This is a genomic window from Nocardia sp. NPDC060249, assembly GCF_042728755.1.
Classification (GTDB): Bacteria; Actinomycetota; Actinomycetes; order Mycobacteriales; family Mycobacteriaceae; genus Nocardia.
In genome coordinates this window covers 179,893-198,982 of the sequence record NZ_JBHXAQ010000004.1, presented here as the reverse complement: position 1 = coordinate 198,982, position 19,090 = coordinate 179,893, and the positions used below count along the sequence as shown (strand labels likewise).

Genomic DNA, 19,090 nt, shown 5'->3' with positions numbered 1-19,090 from the left:
CTGGATGCTCGAGCTGAGTGAACGCGGCGGCCCGCGGATGAGTAGAGCTCCGCGAAAGCGGGCCGCGACACCACCTGGCGCGGCCCGTTTCTTGTTCGAATCAGACTTTGACGGTCTGAGCTTCGAGCGGGTCGACGGCGTCGCGCGGATCGTCTTCCTGCGGTGCCTCATTCGTGGGCCGTGCCTCGATGAGCTGCGGTGCCTCGGTGGGCTGTTGCGGCTCGGTCGACTGCTCGGGCTCGGTCGGCGGCTGGGGCTCGGCCGGCGGCCGGGGCTCGGTGGGCTGTTCGGCGGTGACTTCCTCGACTCCGACTTCGTCCGAAGGGGTTTCGGCGACCACCGGCTGCGGCGCCGGAACCGGGTCCGCCCCGCCACCTTTCGAGGCGATCTCGATACCGAGCTCGATGCGCGTCGTCTCGACCAGCGCTCGTTCCTGTTCGGCGGCATGACGCATCGCCTTCTGCCATAGCGACGCCATCTGCTCCAGCTCTTCGACGGTCGCCTCCACGTCGATGTGCAGCTTCAGCCGCTGCATCGTGATGTGCTGGGCAGCGGTGAGGGTGCGCAGCAGGTCTTCGCACTTGTTGGGAATCCGGCGATGCGCCACCACCCGAAGACGAGTCAGCGTGCCGCCGGGGCGATCCCAGATCACCTTGTGGATCTGCGCGCTGACGTTGTCGATCTCGTCGGTGGTGACCAGATCCCATTCACCGCAGGTGGTCAGATCGGCGCGCACCGAGGCCGACATCTCCAGGATCGAGGCGACCGCGGCGAGCACCGCCTCGCGGCGCCACGCCTCGTGATCGCGCTGGTCGCCCACCATGTTCGACAGTTCGACATTGCGCTGCGCGGCGTCGAGTGCCTGCCTGCCGCGCTCGTCGGCGGCCGCGATTCCTTCACGGTGGGTTCGGTTGTTGGCGATGACGCCGACCAGAACTGCGCCGGCGACGGGGAGCGAGCCGAGGAGGGGGAGCCACTGAGTCACCCAGCGATCATTGCACCGGTGCCCGCAACAGTCACCATGATCGGCGCGTTGGTATCGATGTCGCGTGTCAGCTCGGCGCCGGAACCCGGGGCGGAAAACCGGCCAGGGGAGCGAGTTTCGGGATCTGCGCCGTGTCGACGAGTGCCTTCTCGAGTGCTGGACAAACGAAAATCCCCGGTGCGCAGCGGATAACGCCGCGCACCGGGGATTTCGTGGTTCGTGACTAGTTGGCCGACGGGGTGGTTGTCGGGGCAACGGTGGTGGTCGGCTCGACCGTTGTGGTGGGCGCCACCGTCGTGGTCGGGGCGACCGTCGTGGTGGGGGCCACGGTGGTCGTCGGGGCGGGGGCGGCCGCCTGGTTGGTCGCCGGTTCCGGAGTGGTCGCCGGCGGTGTGGTCGTCGACGGGGCCACGGTCGTGGACGGGGCCGTGGTGCTGGTGCCCGTCTTGGCCGTGGTGGTCGGCTTGGGGCTGCTCGTCGTCGACTTCGCGGAAGTCTTGGACGTGCTGGTCGGTGCGGTGGTGGTCGTCGCGGGCTTCGTCGGGGCCGCCAGCGCGGCGGTCACCGAGGCGTCGTCCGGTGCGGCCTTGGTGTCGATGGTCTCGCCCGCCTGCGCCTGCTTGGCCAGGTGCGTCAGCCAGGCTGCCGCGTACTCCGCCGAGGTCAGCGGCTTGCCGTTCGCGGCGTCGGAGTCCCGCCAGTAGTCGAAGTGGTGACCGGTGCCGTTCGGGCCGAGAGTCAGCTGGTACGGATCGTTCATCACCACCGGGATCGTGTTCTGGTTCGTCACGATCAGTCCGACGATCTCGTTGAAGATCTTCTGCGGCAGGTACGCCAGCGGCGAGAGCTGCTCACCGGCGATCACGTCGGCCTTGGCGGGCGCGGTGCTCTGCCCCGGCTTGTAATCCGGGTCCGACACCTTCAGCAGCACATCGAGGAAGGTCTCGTCGCTGGCCATCCAGTTCGGGTTCGACCCGATATCGGAGAACGCGGCCATCGCGATCCGGCCCAGCGTGAACGCCATGTCCTGGCCAATCGCCGGGGTGATCGCGGTGATGCCGTTGCGCTCCAGGTCGGCGCGCTGCAGTTCGTCGATATTGATCTGACGGCCCACATTGGCGGCCAGCTGCAGCAGCGAGATGTTGTCCGGTGCCGCGCAGGTGAGGTCGCCCTCGGAGCAGAAGGAGGCGATCTTGCCGTTGAGCGCGCCGAAATCAGCGCCCGTGGTGACGCCCTGGCCCGAGATCGGCTTCTTGCCGTCCTGGTACTTCTGGTCGAAGTTGTCGGGGCGCGCGAACGGGTCGTCCGCGCCGAGGAAGGTGCCGTCGCCGGCCTTGCGGCCCGGATCGGCGAACATCACCACGCCGAGCACGTCGTCCGGGTTCACCGTCGCGTACCCGTCGGCGGGGTCGTCGTTGCCGATGCCCTCGGCCACGCGGCGCACCACATCGGCGCCCTCGCTGTAGCCGACGATCGAGAACTTGGTGTCCGGGCAGGCCGCCGAGATCTCGCGCATCACCTGCTGAGTGTTCTCCACCCCGCGGTTGACCGCGTCCTCATAGCTCGCCAGATCGGCGGGATAGGCGATGTACACCGCCGCGTAGTCACCCTCGGCCACATCATCGCGCGGGGCGTTCACCACCGGATCCACCCACACACTGCTGTGGTCGCCCGACAGCGCGGCGGGCAGCGGATTCCCGTTGGCGTCGAGCAGCATCGCCGTCGTGCCCTCGACCGGGGTGTCGTTGCGTCCGGCCACCGAGATGGTCACCATCTCGCGGCACTCGGTCACCGACGTCGTCAGCTCGTAGCTCGGTGAGGCCGGCTGCGACGTCACCGCGAACGACGCGGCGACGATCGCCGCGACTCCCAACGCCGCAGGCGCGGCGACAGCCGAAGCAAGGCGATGTTTCGCAAGAAACTCACGCAGATTCATATGTGATCCCGTTCGAATGACCTACAGGTGGGCAGGCCCCCCGACGGGCCGCATGTCACGAACAATGTCGCGCCCACCAGCAAGATCGTTACTGACGCAAACGGGAACCCCTGCCCCCATTTCCTGGGTCATGCGCGATTGCTCTCACCGAGAAGGTCCGGCGAATGGCGTCGGTGAGCGCGGATCCGGCCTCCCACTCTTCGGCCGGCAGCCGGAACGAGACCCCCCGCGCCTCCTGCGCGGCCGGTCCCAGCAGCCGGGGCGCCGATGCCGCGCACGCTTCGTTGTCCATGACCGGCTCATGGACTGATCGGCGTTGTGGGTGCCTTCGCCGCGAGCCGTCCGGCCGCCACCGTCGCCGCCGCGATGGTGCACAGCGCCGCCAGCATGATCGCCGAGCCCTCACCGGGCACGAGCACCCCCAGCTGGCTGCCGACGGTCACCGCCGCGACCGGCACCCCGATCTGTGCCGCGGCGAGTGTGCCGTAGGCGACCGGCTGGCCGAGCAGCCGCGCCGCACAGTGCACGCCGACCGCCCCGAGGCCGAGTACCAACCCGAGCAGGATGAACCGCGGATGCTCCCCGAACTCGCGGAGATCGAGCCGGGCGCCGAGCCAGACGAAGAACAGCGGAGCGAGCAGCCCATCGCTGATCGCGAACACCTGCTTGGCCACCCGACGAGGTTCGCCGACCCCGGCCACCGCCAGCCCCGCGGCGAACCCACCGAGCATGATCGACACGTGCATCGCGCTGGCCACCCCGCACAGCGCGAACACCAGGACCAGACTCACCCGCAGTTCCAGCGTGAACTTCCGGTCCTCGGACACCTCGTGCACCTGACGCTGCGCACCCGTCTTCTGGAGATAGCGCAGGACGAAGAACATCACGGTCGCGCACAGCGCCACCACCACCGCGCCGATCGCGGCTCGTACAGCGTTCGCCGGATCGATCACCAGCGGCAGCGCGACGATGCAGGCGGTGTCGGCGATGGCCACCTGGGCGGTGAGCGCGAGCACCGGCGGCCCACTCAACCGCATCGAGTCGATGATCGGCAACGCCATCGCCGCGGACGACGACGCCATCAGCACCGCGTAGACCGCCGCGTGCCCCACGCCGAACGCCTGCGCCACCGCCCAGCCCGCCACCGCCGCGACCACGCCCACCAGCACGGCACGCGCCACACCGGTACCGAGCGCGGTACGGACCCGTGGATCGCGCACCGGTACATGGGTTCCGGCGGCGAACATCACCAGCGCGAAGCCCATGTCGGCGAGGAAGACGAAGATCGGATCGGTGGGGTCGAGGATGCGAAGACCGGTGGTGCCGAAGATGATTCCCGCGACGAGTTCGCCGAGCAGCACCGGCAGGTACAGCTGTCTCGGCAGGGCGAGCAGTGGCCCGATCAACCCGAGCGCCACCACCAGCGCCAGGGTTGCGAACGTCATGGCATCGCGGCGATCTTGGCGGGGATCTCGACGTTCTCGTCGGCCCAGTACAGCGCGCACACGCGGTGATAACCGTCGGCGATCAGCATCGGCACATTCGCGCGGCAGTCGCCCCGCACCAGCAGGATCGGCGAGAGTTTCTTTCCCTCGTTCACCTTGAGCAGGTCTTTGCGCACATGCGGGTTGTCCGGGGTGAGGGCTTGGAGCTGGGACGCTCGCAGAATGTCCTTCGCCTTCTTGACGACCACCGGCGCGGCCCTGAGCTCGGCGACGATCGCGTCGACCGTCGCTGTGTCGCCCAGCAGCTCGAGATAGTCGGCGGCAGCGGGATAGTCATGATCTTCCGGAGCGGACTTCCACTCCACCTGCAGAATCTGGTCAGCCATCGACCCATCATCCGCCGCACCTCACCGATTCGCGGGGAGGTCGACTTCCGCGTTCACCAGAGGTCGACCCATTGCGGGCGCAGTGCCAGATCGAATCCCGCCGCGCGTCCACGGACCAGCATCGGCAGCGTGGCGCCTTCCGGGAATCGGTGCAGCAGTGCTTTCGCGGTGGATCGCCGGAACTCGGCCATCGCGAATTCCTTCTTCACCCAGCACTCGACCCCGGTGCTCGGATGCGTGAACGTCACCTTCAGACGCACCCGATGAGTCGCGAACGGACTGTTGCTCGTGCGCGTCACCCGATGCCCTGACTCGATCACCGTCGCATTGACCGGCGTAGCGACCTTCCGCAGATACGCCCGCCGCCCCCACCACCCCACCATGAGCACGAACGGCCACGTGAGGAGCGTGAACATCAGCCCACCGAACAACCCGAAGACCGTCGCGACGGATTCGTTCCACCAGGAAGCGACGAAGTCCGCCGCGCGCATCGCCGCGGAGCAGTACAGCGCGGCTGCCACCACCGACGCCGCCCAGTACACGAACACCATCGGATTGATCAGCATCCCCGCCTTCATCCCCACCCTGATTCCGATCTCTGTCCGCTCCGCCGACCCCGAGCGTATCGGCCGGACGCCCGAAGTGCGTTGTGTCTCAGCCGCGGTGAACTCGTTCATGGCTTCCTTGACCTGAACCACTGTTGAGGGTCAAGAGTGACTCTCATGAGCACGAACATGATTCAGCCCCCGGTCGTCGCGGACGACACCGTGGACCACACCGCCGACATCGCCGCGATTCGCCGGATCATCGCCGATACGCAGACCGCGTACAACACCAACGACGCGGAACTCATGACCGCACAGTTCACCGCGAACGCGGTGGTCGGCAACGCCGTGGGCATGCTGATCAGCGGACGCGACGCGCTGCTCGACTCGAACCGGCGCGGGCTGGCCGGATTCCTGAAGGACGAATTCGTCCGATACGACGTCGTCGACGTGACCTTCTTGCGCCCGGATGTGGCCATCGCCCACAAGACAGCCCGCGCCACCACCGCCGACGGCACCCTGATCGACACCGAACCGGCGATGGTCGCGCTGTATGTACTGATCAAGCAGGACGAGCAGTGGTGGACCGCCGCCCGGCAGAACACCCTGGTGCCGTCGGCGCAGTGATCCCACTCTCGGTCAGCCGCGGGCCATATCGACGAAACGGCTGAGGTGCAGCTGGTGGGCGACGGTGATCGTGGCGGTGGGACCGTTACGGTGTTTGCCGACGATGAGGTCGGCCTCGCCGCCGCGGGGGTCGTCGCGTTCGATCGCGTCGGGGCGGTGCAACAGGATGACCATGTCGGCGTCCTGTTCGAGCGAGCCCGATTCGCGAAGGTCGGAGACCATGGGTCGCTTGTCGGTTCGCTGTTCCGGACCACGGTTCAGCTGGGAGATCGCGATCACGGGAACTTCGAGTTCCTTGGCGAGCAGCTTGAGGTGTCGCGAGAATTCCGAGACTTCCTGCTGACGTGATTCGACCTTCTTGCCCGAGCTCATCAGCTGCAGGTAGTCCACCACAACGAGTTTCAGATCATGGCGCTGTTTGAGCCGGCGCGCCTTGGCGCGAATCTCCATCATGGTCAAGTTCGGCGAATCATCGACGAACAGCGGCGCCTCACTGATCTCGCTCATCCGCCGAGCCAGCTTGGTCCAGTCGTCATCGCTCATCCGCCCGGACCGCATATCACCGAGCTTGATCTTCGCCTCGGCGGAAAGCAGCCGCATCACGATCTCGGTCCGGCTCATTTCCAGCGAGAAAATGACGCTGGCCATACCGTGCTTGATCGAGCAACTCCGCATGAAATCCATACCAAGAGTCGATTTGCCGACGCCAGGTCTGGCGGCGACGATAATCATCTGACCTGGGTGAAGACCGTTGGTGAGTTCGTCGAGTTCGGTGAAGCCGGTGGGGACGCCGAGGGAGATGCCGCCTCGGGAGGCGATGGAGTCGATTTCGTCCATGGTGGGCTGGAGGAGTTCCTCCAGCGGGGTGAAGTCCTCGGTGGTGCGGCGTTCGGTGACTTCGTAGATTTCGGCCTGGGCGCGGTCGACCACCTCGGCGACGTCCTGGCCGTCGGCGCCGGCGTAGCCGAACTGGACGATGCGGGTGCCCGCTTCGACGAGGCGGCGCAGGATGGCCTTTTCGGCGACGATCTCGGCGTAGAAGCCGGCGTTGGCCGCGGTGGGGACGGTCTGGGTGAGGGTGACCAGGTAGGGCGGGCCGCCGATGCGCTTGAGTTCGCCGCGGCGGTCGAGGCCCGCCGAGACGGTGACGGGGTCGGCGGGTTCGCCGCGGCCGTAGAGGTCGAGGATGGTGTCGTAGATCGCCTGGTGCGCGGGGCGGTAGAAGTCGCCGGGGCGCAGCACCTCCACCACATCGGCGATGGCGTCCTTGCTCAGCAGCATGCCACCGAGAACGGACTGTTCAGCGGCCATATCGTGCGGAGGCTGACGACCGAAGTCCTCGCCGGGAGGTTCAGGCGTGAACTCGGTTTGCGCGCGGTCACCGGTGGTTGTCACCAGGGGAGTCCTCTCTGCCCGCAGAACCGGGGTTTCACATCGATGTTCTCGTTGTACTCCCGGACACCGACACGGATGTCAGCAATCGGTTGCCTGCGTGATTTCCGGGGCCGCGCGCAGGGCGATGCGACGAACCTAGGCGACGTTTTCGGGACTCGCCAACCCGACATGTGCACACAACTGTGGATAACTTGGGGGTAGTTCACCCGTTGTTGTGCAGCGCCTGTGGAAAACATGGGGAAAACCCAGGTCAGTACGGAAAAACGCCCTGCTAGAACCCGGTTTGTCCAACTTCGTCCCTGTGGATGAAAGAAGTTCCGGCGTGTCGGTCGAGGTGAACAGCCGGGCGTGTTGGGTTAACAGCGATGGTGCAGGCTATGACCGGAGTCACAAATCTGCCGGTCGGTTTCCGCGGTCATCCACAGGGTGAATAACCGGAGGTCAAGCGATTACCGACCGTGAGCCACGCAACACCACTCGTACCGGCCACGACATCGGCTACCGATCAGTTATCGCAAAATCAGCCTGAAAAAGGCAAGCAGAAACCACCCCTGTGCATGCACAGGGGTGGTTTCCGGCGAACTCAGTTCGCAGCAACCTCGAGGTTGAACTTCGCGGCCACATCGGGGTGCAGGTGCACCACGATGCCGTGCTTGCCGGTCGCCTTGATGTGCGACTTCGGCAGCTCGATGCTGCGCTTGTCGACCACGGGGCCACCGGCCGCCTTGATGGCCGAAGCCACGTCGGAGGTGGTGACCGAACCGAACAGCTTGCCGCTGTCGGCGGTCTTCACGGCCAGCGACACCGCGGCGAGGCCCTCGATGGCCTGCTTCAGCTCGTTGGCGTGATCCAGGTCGCGCACCTTGCGGGCGTCCTGGGCGCGACGGATACCGTCGACCTGCTTCTGGGCGCCACGGGTGGCCGGGATGGCCAGACCGCGGGGCAGCAGGAAGTTACGGCCGTAGCCGTCCTTGACCTCGACGAGGTCGCCGGGGGCGCCGAGGTTGTCGACATCAGCGGTGAGGATGAGCTTCATCTGTGTGACTCCCTTTCTCAGCGAGCGGTCGACACGTAAGGAAGCAGAGCCACCTCACGCGAGTTCTTGACGGCGACAGCGATGTCACGCTGGTGCTGCACGCAGTTGCCGGTGACGCGGCGAGCGCGGATCTTGCCGCGATCGCTGACGTACTTACGCAGCAGCGTGGTGTCCTTGTAATCGATATTGACGATTCCGGACTTTGCTTCCTTGCAGAAAGCACAGGCCTTCTTCTTCAGTACCTTTTCGCGCGCGGGCGCTTTAGGCATGGTTTTCTCTCCGTACTATGAGTGCCGTTCGATCAGAACGGCGGTTCGTCATCCATGCGGCCGCCGCCCCCGAAGGAGCCGGCCGCGGGCGCGCTACCCCACGGATCGTCGTCGCCACCGGCATTGCTGCCGCCGGCCGGACGTCCGCCGCCGTTGTTGGCGTTGTAGCCGCCTGCGCTAGATCCACCACCGGCATTGCCGGAACCACCACTGAAGCCGCCACCGCCGCCTCCGCCACCGCGACCGGCCTTGGAGACCTTCGCCGTCGCGTAACGCAACGAGGGACCGACTTCGTCGACCTCGAGCTCGACCACAGTGCGCTTCTCACCCTCGCGGGTTTCGTAGGAGCGCTGCTTGAGCCGGCCACTCACGATGACGCGAGCGCCTCGGGTCAGACTTTCGGCGACGTTCTCGGCTGCTTCACGCCAGATGTTGCAGCGCAGGAACAGAGCCTCGCCGTCTTTCCATTCGTTCGAATTGCGATCGAACACACGGGGAGTCGAGGCGACGGTGAAATTTGCCACCGCCGCACCTGCGGGCGTGAAACGAAGCTCCGGGTCTGCCGTCAAGTTTCCGATGACGGTAATGACCGTGTCGCCTGCCATGGGGTTCCTCCTGCTCGGGGTGCAGTCCACATCTCGGGATTTGCGCTCGAGCCTAAGGCCAGGCTCCGACACAAAAATAGAGAAGGGTGCGGACTACTTGTCGTTGCGCAGAACCTTGGTGCGCAGCACCGTCTCGTTCAGGCCCAGCTGGCGGTCGAGTTCGCTCACGGTGGCCGGGGTCGCGGTCAGGTTGACGATCGCGTAAATGCCTTCGGCCTGCTTGGCGATTTCGTAGGCGAGCCGGCGGCGGCCCCAGATGTCGACCTTGTCGACGTTGCCGCCCTCGGTCTTGACGACCGTGAGCAGGGTATCCAGGGACTGCCCGACGATGCGCTCGTCCAGGCTCGGGTCGAGGATGACCATTACTTCATATTGACGCACGGACCAATCACCTCCTGTGGACTAGGAAACGGCCATGGACTCTCCATGGCAGGAGGGTTCGTTGCGTCAGCAACCCGCCAAGGCTACATGAGCGGGTGGTGACCAGCGAAATCGATGCCTGCCGCGGGTGAATCCGGGCGATCGGGACACCGCCGCATACTGTGGTCGCCATGACCACAGTCGGCCCGCGACAGCGCGCAGCACGCCGCGGCACGACGTGGGCCGCGGCGTTGAGCATCCTGGTGATGCTGCTGTGTGGTCTCACTCTCGCGCTGGCCTATGCCAACAAGGCCCGGTGCGCGGGCGGCGCGATCGATGAATCCGGTCGCAGTCTGGTATTCGAGGAGCGCAAGGATTCGGATGTCTGCTATTCCGACATCCAATTCCTGTGGCTCGGCCGCGATATCGACAATCACGTGTTCCCGTACGTGGACGGCGCGATCACCGAAGACGGTGCGCTGACCGGTGGTGCGGTGGAATATCCGGTGCTCAGCGGCGTGCTGATGTGGGCGGGCGCCATCGGGGTGGACAACGACGCCGACTTCCTGTGGCACTCGGCGCTGTTGCTCGCGCCGTTCGCCCTGCTCACGGCATGGATGCTGGCCAGGCTCGCGGGTCCGGCGGCGCTGTTGTGGGCGATCGGGCCGCCGCTGGTGTTCTACGCCTTCCACAACTGGGAACTGCCGGTGGTGTGCACGGCGGTGGCGGCGGTCTATGTGATGACGATGCTGACCGGTCTGACCGTGCGTACCCGCGGAATAATCGCCGCGGTGCTGCTCGCGCTGGGTTTCTGTCTCAAGCTCTATCCGGGGATCTTCGTCCTGCCACTCGCGGTGTTCGTGCTCACCGAGGGCGCCCCGCGCGGTCGTCGCCCGGTCGGCGAGCTCGACGTGGCGGGTGCCGCGCAGACGCTGCTGGCCGCGATGGGCACGGTGGCGGCGGTGAATCTGCCCTTCGTGCTGGCCGGGGTGGAGGGCTGGCGTGCCTCGATCACGTTCCAGCAGCTGCGTCAGGCCGACATCACCACCAATTCGATCTGGTACTGGGGTCACCAGCTGCTGTTCGGCCGCGCGGCGGAAACGACGCAGACCTGGCACGACGCGGTCTCGATCGCCTCGCCGCTGTTGATCTTCGGCGGATTCGCGTTGGCTCTGTGGCTGGGCTGGCGGCGCTGGACCCCCACTTCGGCGTATCCGTGGGTCGGTGTGAGCGCGGCGATGCTGGCCGCCTTCATGCTGTTCCACAAGGTGCATTCACCCCAGTACACCCTGTGGATAATCCCGTTCCTGGTGTTGCTGGAGGTGCCGTGGTCGCTGGTCGCGGCCTACCTGGTGGCCGACGCGGCGGTGGGCGTGGGGGTGTTCCGGTACTTCGCCGCGCTGGGCGAGGGCGAGGGCGTCGAGGTGATGGAAGGGATTGTCCAGTTCGGTGTGTGGTTGCGCACCGCCCTGTTGATCGCCCTGTTCTTCCTGTTCCTGCGGGCGAAGGTGCGCGGTCCACGCGTCGAACCGAGCACCGCGCTCGGCCGCCGGCTGCAACCCGCGTGAACGACAACGGCGGCGAATCCCCGAAGGGACTCGCCGCCGCTGTGGATCTTCGGCCGTAGATCAGCTGACCGGGGCGGACTCCTTGGCGTCCTCCACAGCGTCCGGCTCGGCCTTGCGGTTGCGCAGGACGCTGGAGACGAGCGCCGCGCCGATGAACGCCACGCCGATCAAGCCCGTGATGAGCTCGTTGACGTGCACGCCGATCGAGACGAGCAGGATCGTCGCCAGCGCACCGATCGCCCAGTGGGCGCCGTGCTCGAGGTACACGTAGTCCGACAGCGTGCCCTGGCGAACCAGGTACACCGTGATCGACCGGACGAACATCGCACCGATCAGGCCGAGGCCCAGCGCGATGATGATCGGGTCGGAGGTGATGGCGAACGCGCCGATGACACCGTCGAAGGAGAACGACGCGTCGAGCACTTCCAGGTAGAGGAACAGGAAGAACGCGGCCTTACCGGTCGCCTTGACCAGCGTGGACGGACCACCCTGCGGTCCTTCTTCGAACTCCTCGGTGTGGAACATCGAACCGAGTCCGTCGACCAGGATGTAGACGATCATGCCGAGCAGACCGGCGAGCAGCACGGTCGAGCGGTCCTCGGAATCGGCGAGGAACTCCGCGACCAGGACCAGACCGGTACCGGCGACGACCACCGACAGCATGTCGAGCTTGCCTGCCTTGGCCAGCGGCTTCTCCAACCAGCTGAGCCAGGTGATGTCACGCTCTTCGAAGATGAAGTTGAGGAACAGCAGCGCCAGGAACATGCCACCGAACGCCGCGATCTGCGGGTGCGCGTCGGTGAGCAGGGTCTCGTAGCTCGGGCTGCCGTCGGGGAAGGTCGGGGCGTCGTTCGCCGGCGGGTTCAGCGCCAGGTCGAAGGCCTGGACCGGGTTCAGTCCGGCGGTGACCCACACGATGGCCAGCGGGAAGATCAGACGCATACCGAACACGGCGATCAGCACGCCGACAGTCAGGAAGATCCGCTGCCAGAACTCGCTCATCCGTTCCAGGACGGTGGCGTTGATGACGGCGTTGTCGAACGACAGCGACACCTCGAGAATGCCGAGGATGGCGCACAGTGCGAGTGCGGTCAAGCCACCGTAGAGGTAGGCCACGACCAGCGAGACCACCGTGATGGCGATGGACAGGCCGAAGATGCGCGTTATCACGCGGAGGGACCTTTCTGTTTCGCACGAACAGGGGGCCCGATATGTCGAGCCCCCTGTTCGCGAGGGTGACTAGACGTTGACGCCGTAGTCGCGAGCGATACCGGACAGGCCGGAGGCGTAGCCCTGACCGACAGCGCGGAACTTCCATTCTGCACCGTTGCGGTACAGCTCGCCGAAGACCATGGCGGTCTCGGTCGAGGCGTCCTCGGACAGGTCGTAGCGGGCGAGCTCGGTGCCGTTGGCCTTGTTGACCACGCGGATGTAGGCGTTGCGTACCTGACCGAACGACTGCGAGCGGGTCTCGGCATCGTAGATCGATACCGGGAAGAAGATGCTCTCGATGGTCGGCGGGGTGTTGGCGAGGTCGACGTCGATGACCTCGTCGTCGCCTTCGCCCTCACCCGTGGTGTTGTCGCCCTTGTGCTCGATGGCGCCCTCGGGGGACTTCAGGTTGTTGAAGAAGACGAAGTGCTTGTCGGAGACGACCTTCTTGTCGGCGCCGGTCGCGATGGCGCTCGCGTCGAGGTCGAAGTCAGTGCCGGTGGTAGTGCGCACGTCCCAGCCGAGGCCGACCGAGACCGCGGTCAAGCCCGGAGCCTCTTTGCTCAGCGAAACGTTGCCGCCCTTGGACAGACTGACACCCATGCGGGGATCCCTTCGATTAGTCCGGTGTGTCGTTTCCCAGCATGTCCGAATCGCCGGGTACCGCTACGACAGTAATAGGTTTCGCGGATCTTGCGTAGGAACCATCTGCAGCCCAGGTTAACGGGGTGAATCTCCTACCATCGACGGCAGTGAGTGGGCGAACCGCGGCCGTGGTTCGGAAAGGGGATGTACCGGTGACACCTCGCAGACGCGGATGGTTCAGGTCGGGGGCCGATCATGAGTGGATCAGCGGGGCGCGGGCCGCGGCATCGGCCGCCTTTCTGGATATGGATCGCAGGCAGACGGCGGCGGAGGCGGGCGTGGTGGCCAGTGAGCAGGTGTTCCCCGACCGCCGGATCGGCGCGGTCTGGGAGCCGGTGCGTGCGCGGTGCTATGCCGCGGCGGGCGCGTATCTGAGTTTCACCGAGGAGCTCGACGCCGCCGAGGCCGCGGGCACCCCGGTCGCGGACGGTCAGGCGAGGGCGGACGCGTTGGTCGGGCAGCTGAACGAGGCCGCGCGCGGGGTCGACGACTTCTACAACGCGCACCGCGCCGACCTCGCCGAAGCCGCGACCGTGCGGGCGTCGGTGCCGCAGTTGCTGACACACGTGCGGGCCGAGGCCGAGCAGGTGCTGGCCGCCGCGGCGTCGTCCGGGTTCACGAATTACCCCTCGATCTCCGCGGGTGTAAGGAGGCTGAATGAGGCTCTGATCACAGCTTCTTCCAGCGATCCTGGCACGTCGGTCGCGGCCGCGCGCGAGGCTGCGAGCACTGTGCAACAGGCGACGGCGGAACTGTCGAATGCGTTGGCGCAGGCCCCTTCTCGTGCCTCGGCCGCCGCGAACGCGATCGCGTCGGTGACCACCCGCCTTTCCGCCGTCGGCAACCGCGCCGGCGCGCTCGGACCGGCCTACTCCGCGCTGCTGCGTGAGTTCAGTGCTGCGAGTTCGGCGGACTTGACCAACAATGAGCGGGAAAGCCGTCGTGGCATGGACGCCGCCGACGAAGCGCTGGTCGGCGCGCGCGTCGCGGCAGCTGATCGTGATCCGGAGACCGCCCTTGATTTGACCGCCACCGCACGCGCGCACCTCGCCGAGGCCGAGCAGCTGGTCGACGCCGTCACCCGGCGCCTCGAATTGTTACGTGAGGTACGTACCGACCCCGAAGCTCAGGCGCGCACCGTACGATTCCGGCTGCGGGACGCGCAGATGCTCGCGGTCGACCGAGGACTGGTCGCCGAGTGGGGCTCCGTTCTCGATGCACAAGCAGAGCGCCTCGACCGCATCACCGCTGGACTGACGGGTCGCCATCCGGACTATTGGGCCTATGTGACCGAGCTGGGTACCGTCGCAGAGTTCATCGCCGGTGTGGTCGAGCGCATCAGAAAACACGCTTCCGAAAAGTAGAAATGACATGCGTCGACAGATGAGGTGGGGGGAATGACCGCGGGCTACGCCATCGCACCGGAAGTTTGCTTGCGTAAGCAGGCACCGCTGCGCCATTTCCAGCAGTTACAGGGTCCCCGCCGCCGGGAGTTGTTCCTGGTGGAACCGGAGCCGATCCGAGGCCACGACGATCGGGAGCTGCTGGCGACCGCCCTGGGCGCGACCCTGTATGTGCCCGCGACCCGCCACGATCTCGTCGCGACGATTCGCCGACGGGCCGCGCGCGGGGTGTGCTCGATGGTGATCGACCTCGAGGACGCCGTCGCCGATCACCAGGTGGAGGCCGCCAAACAGCACGCGGTGGACACCCTGGATCTGCTCGCCCGCAGCGAAGACGCGAACCCGATGCTGTTCATCCGGGTCCGCGACGCGGCGTCGGTCGGCGAGCTGGTCGCCGCGCTCGGACCGGGCGCCGACGTGCTCACCGGATTCGTCTTCCCCAAGTTCGACGCCGTCAGCGGGCCCGCCTACCTGGCCGCGCTCGACGACGCCAACCGCAGCCTCGGTCGGCCGGTCTACGCGATGCCGGTGCTCGAATCGGCGAGCCTGGTGCACCGCCAGACCCGCGACGAGCAGCTCTCGCGCATCGTCGAACTGCTCGCCGGCCACCGTGAGCAGCTGCTGGCGGTGCGGATCGGCGCCACCGACATGTGCTCGACCTTCGGCATCCGCCGCGACCGCGACCTCACGATCTACGACGTGCGGGTGGTCGCCGACGTGATCGCTGACATCGTCAACTACCTCGGCCGCGTCGACGGCACCGGTTTCATCATCACCGGGCCGGTGTGGGAGTACTTCGCCGATCACGAGCGGATGTTCCGGCCGCAGCTGCGCAGCGCGCCGTTCGAGGAATCCGACGCGGTGAAGTTCCGCCAGTACCTGGTGAGCCGCGACCTCGACGGTCTGCTGCGCGAGATCACCCTCGACCGCGCCAACGGCATCCAGGGCAAAACGGTGATCCACCCCTCGCACGTGGCCGTGGTCCACGCGCTGTCGGTGGTGACCCACGAGGAGTACGCCGACGCGCTCGACATCATGGCAGCCGATGTCGGCGGCGTGGCGGCCTCGGAATACCGCAACAAGATGAACGAGATGCGCCCGCACCGCAGTTGGGCCCGCCAGACGCTGGTTCGGGCTCGTGCGTTCGGGGTCGCGAACAAGGGAGTGTCTTTCGTGGACTTGCTGACAGCGATGATCGCCGAATGAGTGCGGTCGAAACGCCGTGGGCGACGGTGAATCTCGGGATCGAGCTGCATCACGGTGAGTCCTTCGCCGCGCGCTCGGCCGAGGATTCCTCGCCGGGTGAGGGTCTCGCGGCTTCGTCCGCCGAGAATGTGCCTGCTGACGGCGGATTGGTCGCGTTGTCCGCCGAAAGCGTGCTGACGGGCGAGCTTTCGATCGGCGCGCTGGTGCAGCCGGGGCTGCGTCGCAACCCACGTCGGGCGCACCTGCTGGTGTCCACGGTGCTGGGCAAGCACCTGCCGACCGATCCGCGCATGGTGATCGGTGCGGGCAACCGCCTGGCCGATCTCGTGCGCGAGGTACTCGGTGATCGGGAAGCCGTCGTGCTCGGATTCGCCGAGACCGCCACCGGTTTGGGCCACTGTGTGGCCGCGCGGATCGACGCGGGGTGCTACCTGCATTCCACCCGCAGGCACGAGCCCCGAGCCACCACGCTCACCGGTTTCGAAGAGGGCCATTCGCACGCCACCTCCCACCTGCTCCAGCCCGCGCCCGCCGCGATCTTCGCCAACGATCTGCCGCTGGTGCTGGTCGACGACGAGATCTCCACCGGCGACACCGCCATCGACGCGGTCCGCGCACTGCACGCGTTCGCCCCGCGTTCGCATTACGTCCTCGCCTCGCTGGTCGACATGCGCACCCCTGCCGATCGGACCAGATTCGAAGCCGCCGCGGCCCAACTCGGTGCGCGGATCGACACGGTCTGTCTGGCCTCCGGTCGTACCGAGCTGCCCGCCGGGCTGATCGAGACCGTGACCGCGCTGCCCGATCCGCAGCTGAATCCGGTAGCGGATCGACCCGGTTCGTACGGCCGCATCGAATTGTCCTGGCCCGCGGATGTTCCCGAGGGTGGCAGGCACGGGACGCTGCGCTCGGACGGCTCCGCGTTCGACGTGGCGTTGAAATCCATTGCCGGGGAGGTGAACACCCGCCTGGAATCCGAGTTCGCCGGCCGCCCCGTCATCGTGATCGGCCACGAGGAACTCATGTACCTACCCCTGCGCCTGGCCGCCGACCTGGCCGACGCGGGCACCCCCACCCGATTCCAGACCACTACCCGCTCACCCGCATACGTCCTCGACGAACCCGGCTACCCACTGCGCCGCGGCTTCCGCTTCACCGCTCCGGAACCGGACCCCAGCGCCAAGCGCTATCTGTACAACGCGCAGTGGCCCGCTGCCGACGCCGTCCTGCTGGTCGTCATCGATCCGCCCGCCGACACTCCGGAGCTCGTCGCCCCCGGCGGACTGGTGGACGTTCTCACCGCATCAGGTGCCGACGTCCTGGTCGCGGTGCTGCCCGGCGCTGATCCACGGGCGCTGCACACCGGCCGGACCGCGGAGCTGGTAGCCGCGACGGCGTCACTGTCTGTGTCGCACGACGATTGCGCAACCCGGGCGGATTCACCTCGCCGCGGGCAATCTCCTACGGGAACCGGCTCGGCGGACCCGCTCCCCGATGCCCTGCACGGCCCCGATTTCGGTTCGTATGCGCCCGAGGATGTTTCGTGGCTGCTGAAGGATCTCTCGGACGCGGATCTGGAAGCCGATGTGACGGAACGTGAACGGCGCATCCAGGCCGGTGTGGCTCACTACGCCGAGTCGTTGCCGGTGGAGTTCCAGCCCGATGCCCGATACCGCGAGCTCTTCGATCGGGTGCTGGCCGACAGCGCCGAACGCCTGGCGCTGGCCGTCGCGACCGTGGCGGAACTCGTCGTCGCCGAACGCGGTGAGAACGTGGTCCTGGTCTCGCTGGCCAGGGCGGGTACGCCCGTGGGCGTGCTCATGCGCCGCTGGCTCGTCAGCGGGATCGGCCGCGAACCCCTGACCGTGCCGCACTACGCCGTCTCGATCGTGCGTGATCGCGGTATCGATGCGGTGGCGCTGGACTATCTCGCCCGCCACCATGATCCGTCCTCGATCGTCTTCGTCGACGGCTGGACCGGCAAGGGTGCGATCACCCACGAGCTGACCGCGGCCCTGGACGACTATCACGCCGCCGGCGGTGCCCGCTTCAACGACGAGCTCGTCGTCCTGGCCGATCCCGCCAACTGTGTGCGCACCTACGGCACCCGTGACGACTTCCTCATCGCCTCGGCCTGCCTCAACTCGACAGTGTCCGGTCTGGTGTCGCGCACCGTCCTCAACGACACCCTGATCGGCCCCGGCGAGTTCCACGGCGCCAAGTTCTACCGCGACCTGATCGCCGACGATGTCTCGAACAAGCTGATCGACACCGTCACCGCGGCTTTCGGCGCGATTCGCGAGCAGGTGCCCGCCGCCGTCGCCGCGATCCGCGATTCCGACCGCACCCCGGACTGGTCCGGGTGGACCTCGGTGGAGAAGGTCCGCGCCGAATATGGCATCAGCACAGTCAATTACGTGAAACCCGGCGTCGGCGAGACCACCCGCGTGCTGTTGCGCCGGGTACCGTGGCGGGTGCTGGTCCGCGAGGCAGACGCACCGGAGCACGCCCACATCCGCCTGCTCGCCGCGGCGCGCAATGTCCCGGTGGAAGTGGTCCCCGACCTGGCCTACTCCTGCATGGGCCTGATCAAGGAGCTACCCCGGTGACCGCCGAGTCTCTCTTCGCGACCGATCTGGATCGCACGATGATCTTCTCCCGCAACGGCTTCGGTGGTGCCGAGGCCGTCGCGAAGGAATGCGTCGAGTACTACGAGGGTGAGCCGCTCTCCTACATGACCGTCAGCGCCATCGCGGCCCTGCGCGAGCTCGCGGGCATCGCCCCGGTGATCCCGACGACCACTCGCACCATCGAACAGTTCCAGCGCATCGCTCTTCCCGGTGCCCCGTGGCGGTACGCCATCACCAGCAACGGCGGCAACATCCTGGTCGACGGGATCCCCGACCCCGCGTGGCGCGTGGCCATCGACGACCAGGTCAACGCGTCGGGCGCTACCCTCGCCGACGTGGGCGCCGAATTACGCTCCCGCATCGACGATTCCTGGGTCACCAAGTTCCGCGAGGCCGACGAGCTGTTCTGCTACCTGGTGGTCCGCCCCGACCTGGTCCCCGCGGGTTTCCTCGCCGAATGGGACATCTGGTGCCGCGCCAACGGCTGGTCGGCGTCCCAGCAGGGTCGCAAGATCTACACGATGCCCGATGCCGTCTGCAAGAGTCTCGCTGTCGCCGAAGTCCGTCGCAGGCTGACCGAAGCCGGCGAGTTGTCCGACGGGGCAACGCTGTTCACCGCAGGCGACGGCGCACTGGACGCCGAGATGCTGAAGGCGGCCGACGCCGCGATCCGCCCCCGCCACGGCGAACTGGAAGAGCTGAACTTCACCGCCCCCAACCTCACGATCACCAGGTCCTCGGGAATCCTCGCAGGCGAGGAGATCCTCGGGTGGTTCCACGCGGCGGCAGAGCGCACCACGGTACCGGCGTAAGCAATCGAAAACCCGGGCGCCGCAA

General features: G+C 66.8%; 18 protein-coding genes. 6 read left to right on the top strand and 12 right to left on the bottom strand.

All coding sequences use genetic code 11. The features are described from left to right. Positions 1-100: 100 nt before the first annotated feature. From ACFWFP_RS17890 to ACFWFP_RS17870, 5 genes are all read right to left on the bottom strand, one after another. Entirely contained in the window at positions 101-985 is an 885-nt protein-coding gene (locus ACFWFP_RS17890; RefSeq protein WP_379296319.1) for a hypothetical protein, read from the bottom strand. 223 nt (positions 986-1,208) lie between these two features. Beyond that, positions 1,209-2,921, bottom strand: coding sequence for a cutinase family protein (locus ACFWFP_RS17885; RefSeq protein WP_379296317.1), 1,713 nt, complete (start codon positions 2,919-2,921; stop codon positions 1,209-1,211). Positions 2,922-3,220: 299 nt separating this feature from the next. Further along, positions 3,221-4,366 (bottom strand): cation:proton antiporter, encoded by a 1,146-nt coding sequence (locus ACFWFP_RS17880; RefSeq protein WP_379296315.1) that lies wholly within the window; start codon positions 4,364-4,366, stop codon positions 3,221-3,223. Then, a complete protein-coding gene (locus ACFWFP_RS17875) occupies positions 4,363-4,740 on the bottom strand; it encodes a hypothetical protein (protein WP_379296806.1) in 378 nt (125 codons plus the stop codon). The genes ACFWFP_RS17880 and ACFWFP_RS17875 overlap by 4 nt, the downstream gene beginning before the upstream one ends. Before the next feature lie 65 nt (positions 4,741-4,805). Next, positions 4,806-5,318, bottom strand: a complete 513-nt coding sequence (locus ACFWFP_RS17870) for a hypothetical protein (RefSeq protein WP_379296313.1) — start codon at positions 5,316-5,318, stop codon at positions 4,806-4,808. Between the two features lie 156 nt (positions 5,319-5,474). Here ACFWFP_RS17870 and ACFWFP_RS17865 point away from each other — a divergent pair, with 156 nt between their 5' ends. Beyond that, complete coding sequence (locus ACFWFP_RS17865) at positions 5,475-5,924, top strand: SgcJ/EcaC family oxidoreductase (protein WP_379296311.1); 450 nt, start codon at positions 5,475-5,477, stop codon at positions 5,922-5,924. 12 nt (positions 5,925-5,936) lie between these two features. Here ACFWFP_RS17865 and dnaB read toward each other — a convergent pair whose 3' ends face one another. From dnaB to rpsF, 5 genes are all read right to left on the bottom strand, one after another. Beyond that, a complete protein-coding gene (gene dnaB, locus ACFWFP_RS17860; protein ID WP_174551121.1) occupies positions 5,937-7,319 on the bottom strand; it encodes a replicative DNA helicase in 1,383 nt (460 codons plus the stop codon). 583 nt (positions 7,320-7,902) lie between these two features. Next, positions 7,903-8,355 carry a 50S ribosomal protein L9 gene (rplI, locus tag ACFWFP_RS17855; RefSeq protein ID WP_379296309.1) on the bottom strand — a complete coding sequence of 151 codons (453 nt, stop codon included), beginning with the start codon at positions 8,353-8,355 and terminating at the stop codon, positions 7,903-7,905. 17 nt (positions 8,356-8,372) lie between these two features. Beyond that, positions 8,373-8,624 (bottom strand): 30S ribosomal protein S18, encoded by a 252-nt coding sequence (rpsR, locus tag ACFWFP_RS17850; protein ID WP_056823934.1) that lies wholly within the window; start codon positions 8,622-8,624, stop codon positions 8,373-8,375. A gap of 32 nt (positions 8,625-8,656) precedes the next feature. Beyond that, positions 8,657-9,229 (bottom strand): single-stranded DNA-binding protein, encoded by a 573-nt coding sequence (locus ACFWFP_RS17845; RefSeq protein ID WP_379296307.1) that lies wholly within the window; start codon positions 9,227-9,229, stop codon positions 8,657-8,659. A 93-nt stretch (positions 9,230-9,322) separates the two neighbouring features. Then, on the bottom strand, positions 9,323-9,610 hold the full coding sequence (gene rpsF / locus ACFWFP_RS17840; RefSeq protein ID WP_056823926.1) for a 30S ribosomal protein S6: 288 nt from the start codon (positions 9,608-9,610) through the stop codon (positions 9,323-9,325). Positions 9,611-9,780: 170 nt separating this feature from the next. Here rpsF and ACFWFP_RS17835 point away from each other — a divergent pair, with 170 nt between their 5' ends. Further along, the gene (locus ACFWFP_RS17835) at positions 9,781-11,157 is read left to right on the top strand and encodes a hypothetical protein (RefSeq protein ID WP_379296305.1); all 1,377 of its coding nucleotides are present in this window, start codon (positions 9,781-9,783) and stop codon (positions 11,155-11,157) included. 60 nt (positions 11,158-11,217) lie between these two features. Here the strand turns inward: ACFWFP_RS17835 and ACFWFP_RS17830 are convergent, their stop codons facing one another. Next, entirely contained in the window at positions 11,218-12,327 is a 1,110-nt protein-coding gene (locus tag ACFWFP_RS17830; RefSeq protein WP_379296303.1) for a DUF475 domain-containing protein, read from the bottom strand. Between the two features lie 69 nt (positions 12,328-12,396). Next, positions 12,397-12,972 (bottom strand): TerD family protein, encoded by a 576-nt coding sequence (locus ACFWFP_RS17825; protein ID WP_062990541.1) that lies wholly within the window; start codon positions 12,970-12,972, stop codon positions 12,397-12,399. Between the two features lie 287 nt (positions 12,973-13,259). On the opposite strand from ACFWFP_RS17825, the gene ACFWFP_RS17820 reads away from it, so the two are divergent. The 4 genes from ACFWFP_RS17820 to ACFWFP_RS17805 are packed head-to-tail and all read left to right on the top strand — an operon-like array spanning position 13,260 to position 19,065. Then, positions 13,260-14,378, top strand: coding sequence for a hypothetical protein (locus ACFWFP_RS17820; protein WP_379296301.1), 1,119 nt, complete (start codon positions 13,260-13,262; stop codon positions 14,376-14,378). Positions 14,379-14,411: 33 nt separating this feature from the next. Further along, the gene (locus ACFWFP_RS17815; RefSeq protein ID WP_379296299.1) at positions 14,412-15,623 is read left to right on the top strand and encodes an HpcH/HpaI aldolase/citrate lyase family protein; all 1,212 of its coding nucleotides are present in this window, start codon (positions 14,412-14,414) and stop codon (positions 15,621-15,623) included. Continuing rightward, on the top strand, positions 15,620-18,232 hold the full coding sequence (locus ACFWFP_RS17810) for a phosphoribosyltransferase (RefSeq protein WP_379296297.1): 2,613 nt from the start codon (positions 15,620-15,622) through the stop codon (positions 18,230-18,232). Before ACFWFP_RS17815 ends, ACFWFP_RS17810 begins: the two co-directional genes overlap by 4 nt. Positions 18,233-18,270: 38 nt before the next feature. After that, positions 18,271-19,065 carry an HAD family hydrolase gene (locus tag ACFWFP_RS17805; RefSeq protein WP_379296804.1) on the top strand — a complete coding sequence of 265 codons (795 nt, stop codon included), beginning with the start codon at positions 18,271-18,273 and terminating at the stop codon, positions 19,063-19,065. The last annotated feature ends 25 nt before the right edge of the window (positions 19,066-19,090 follow it).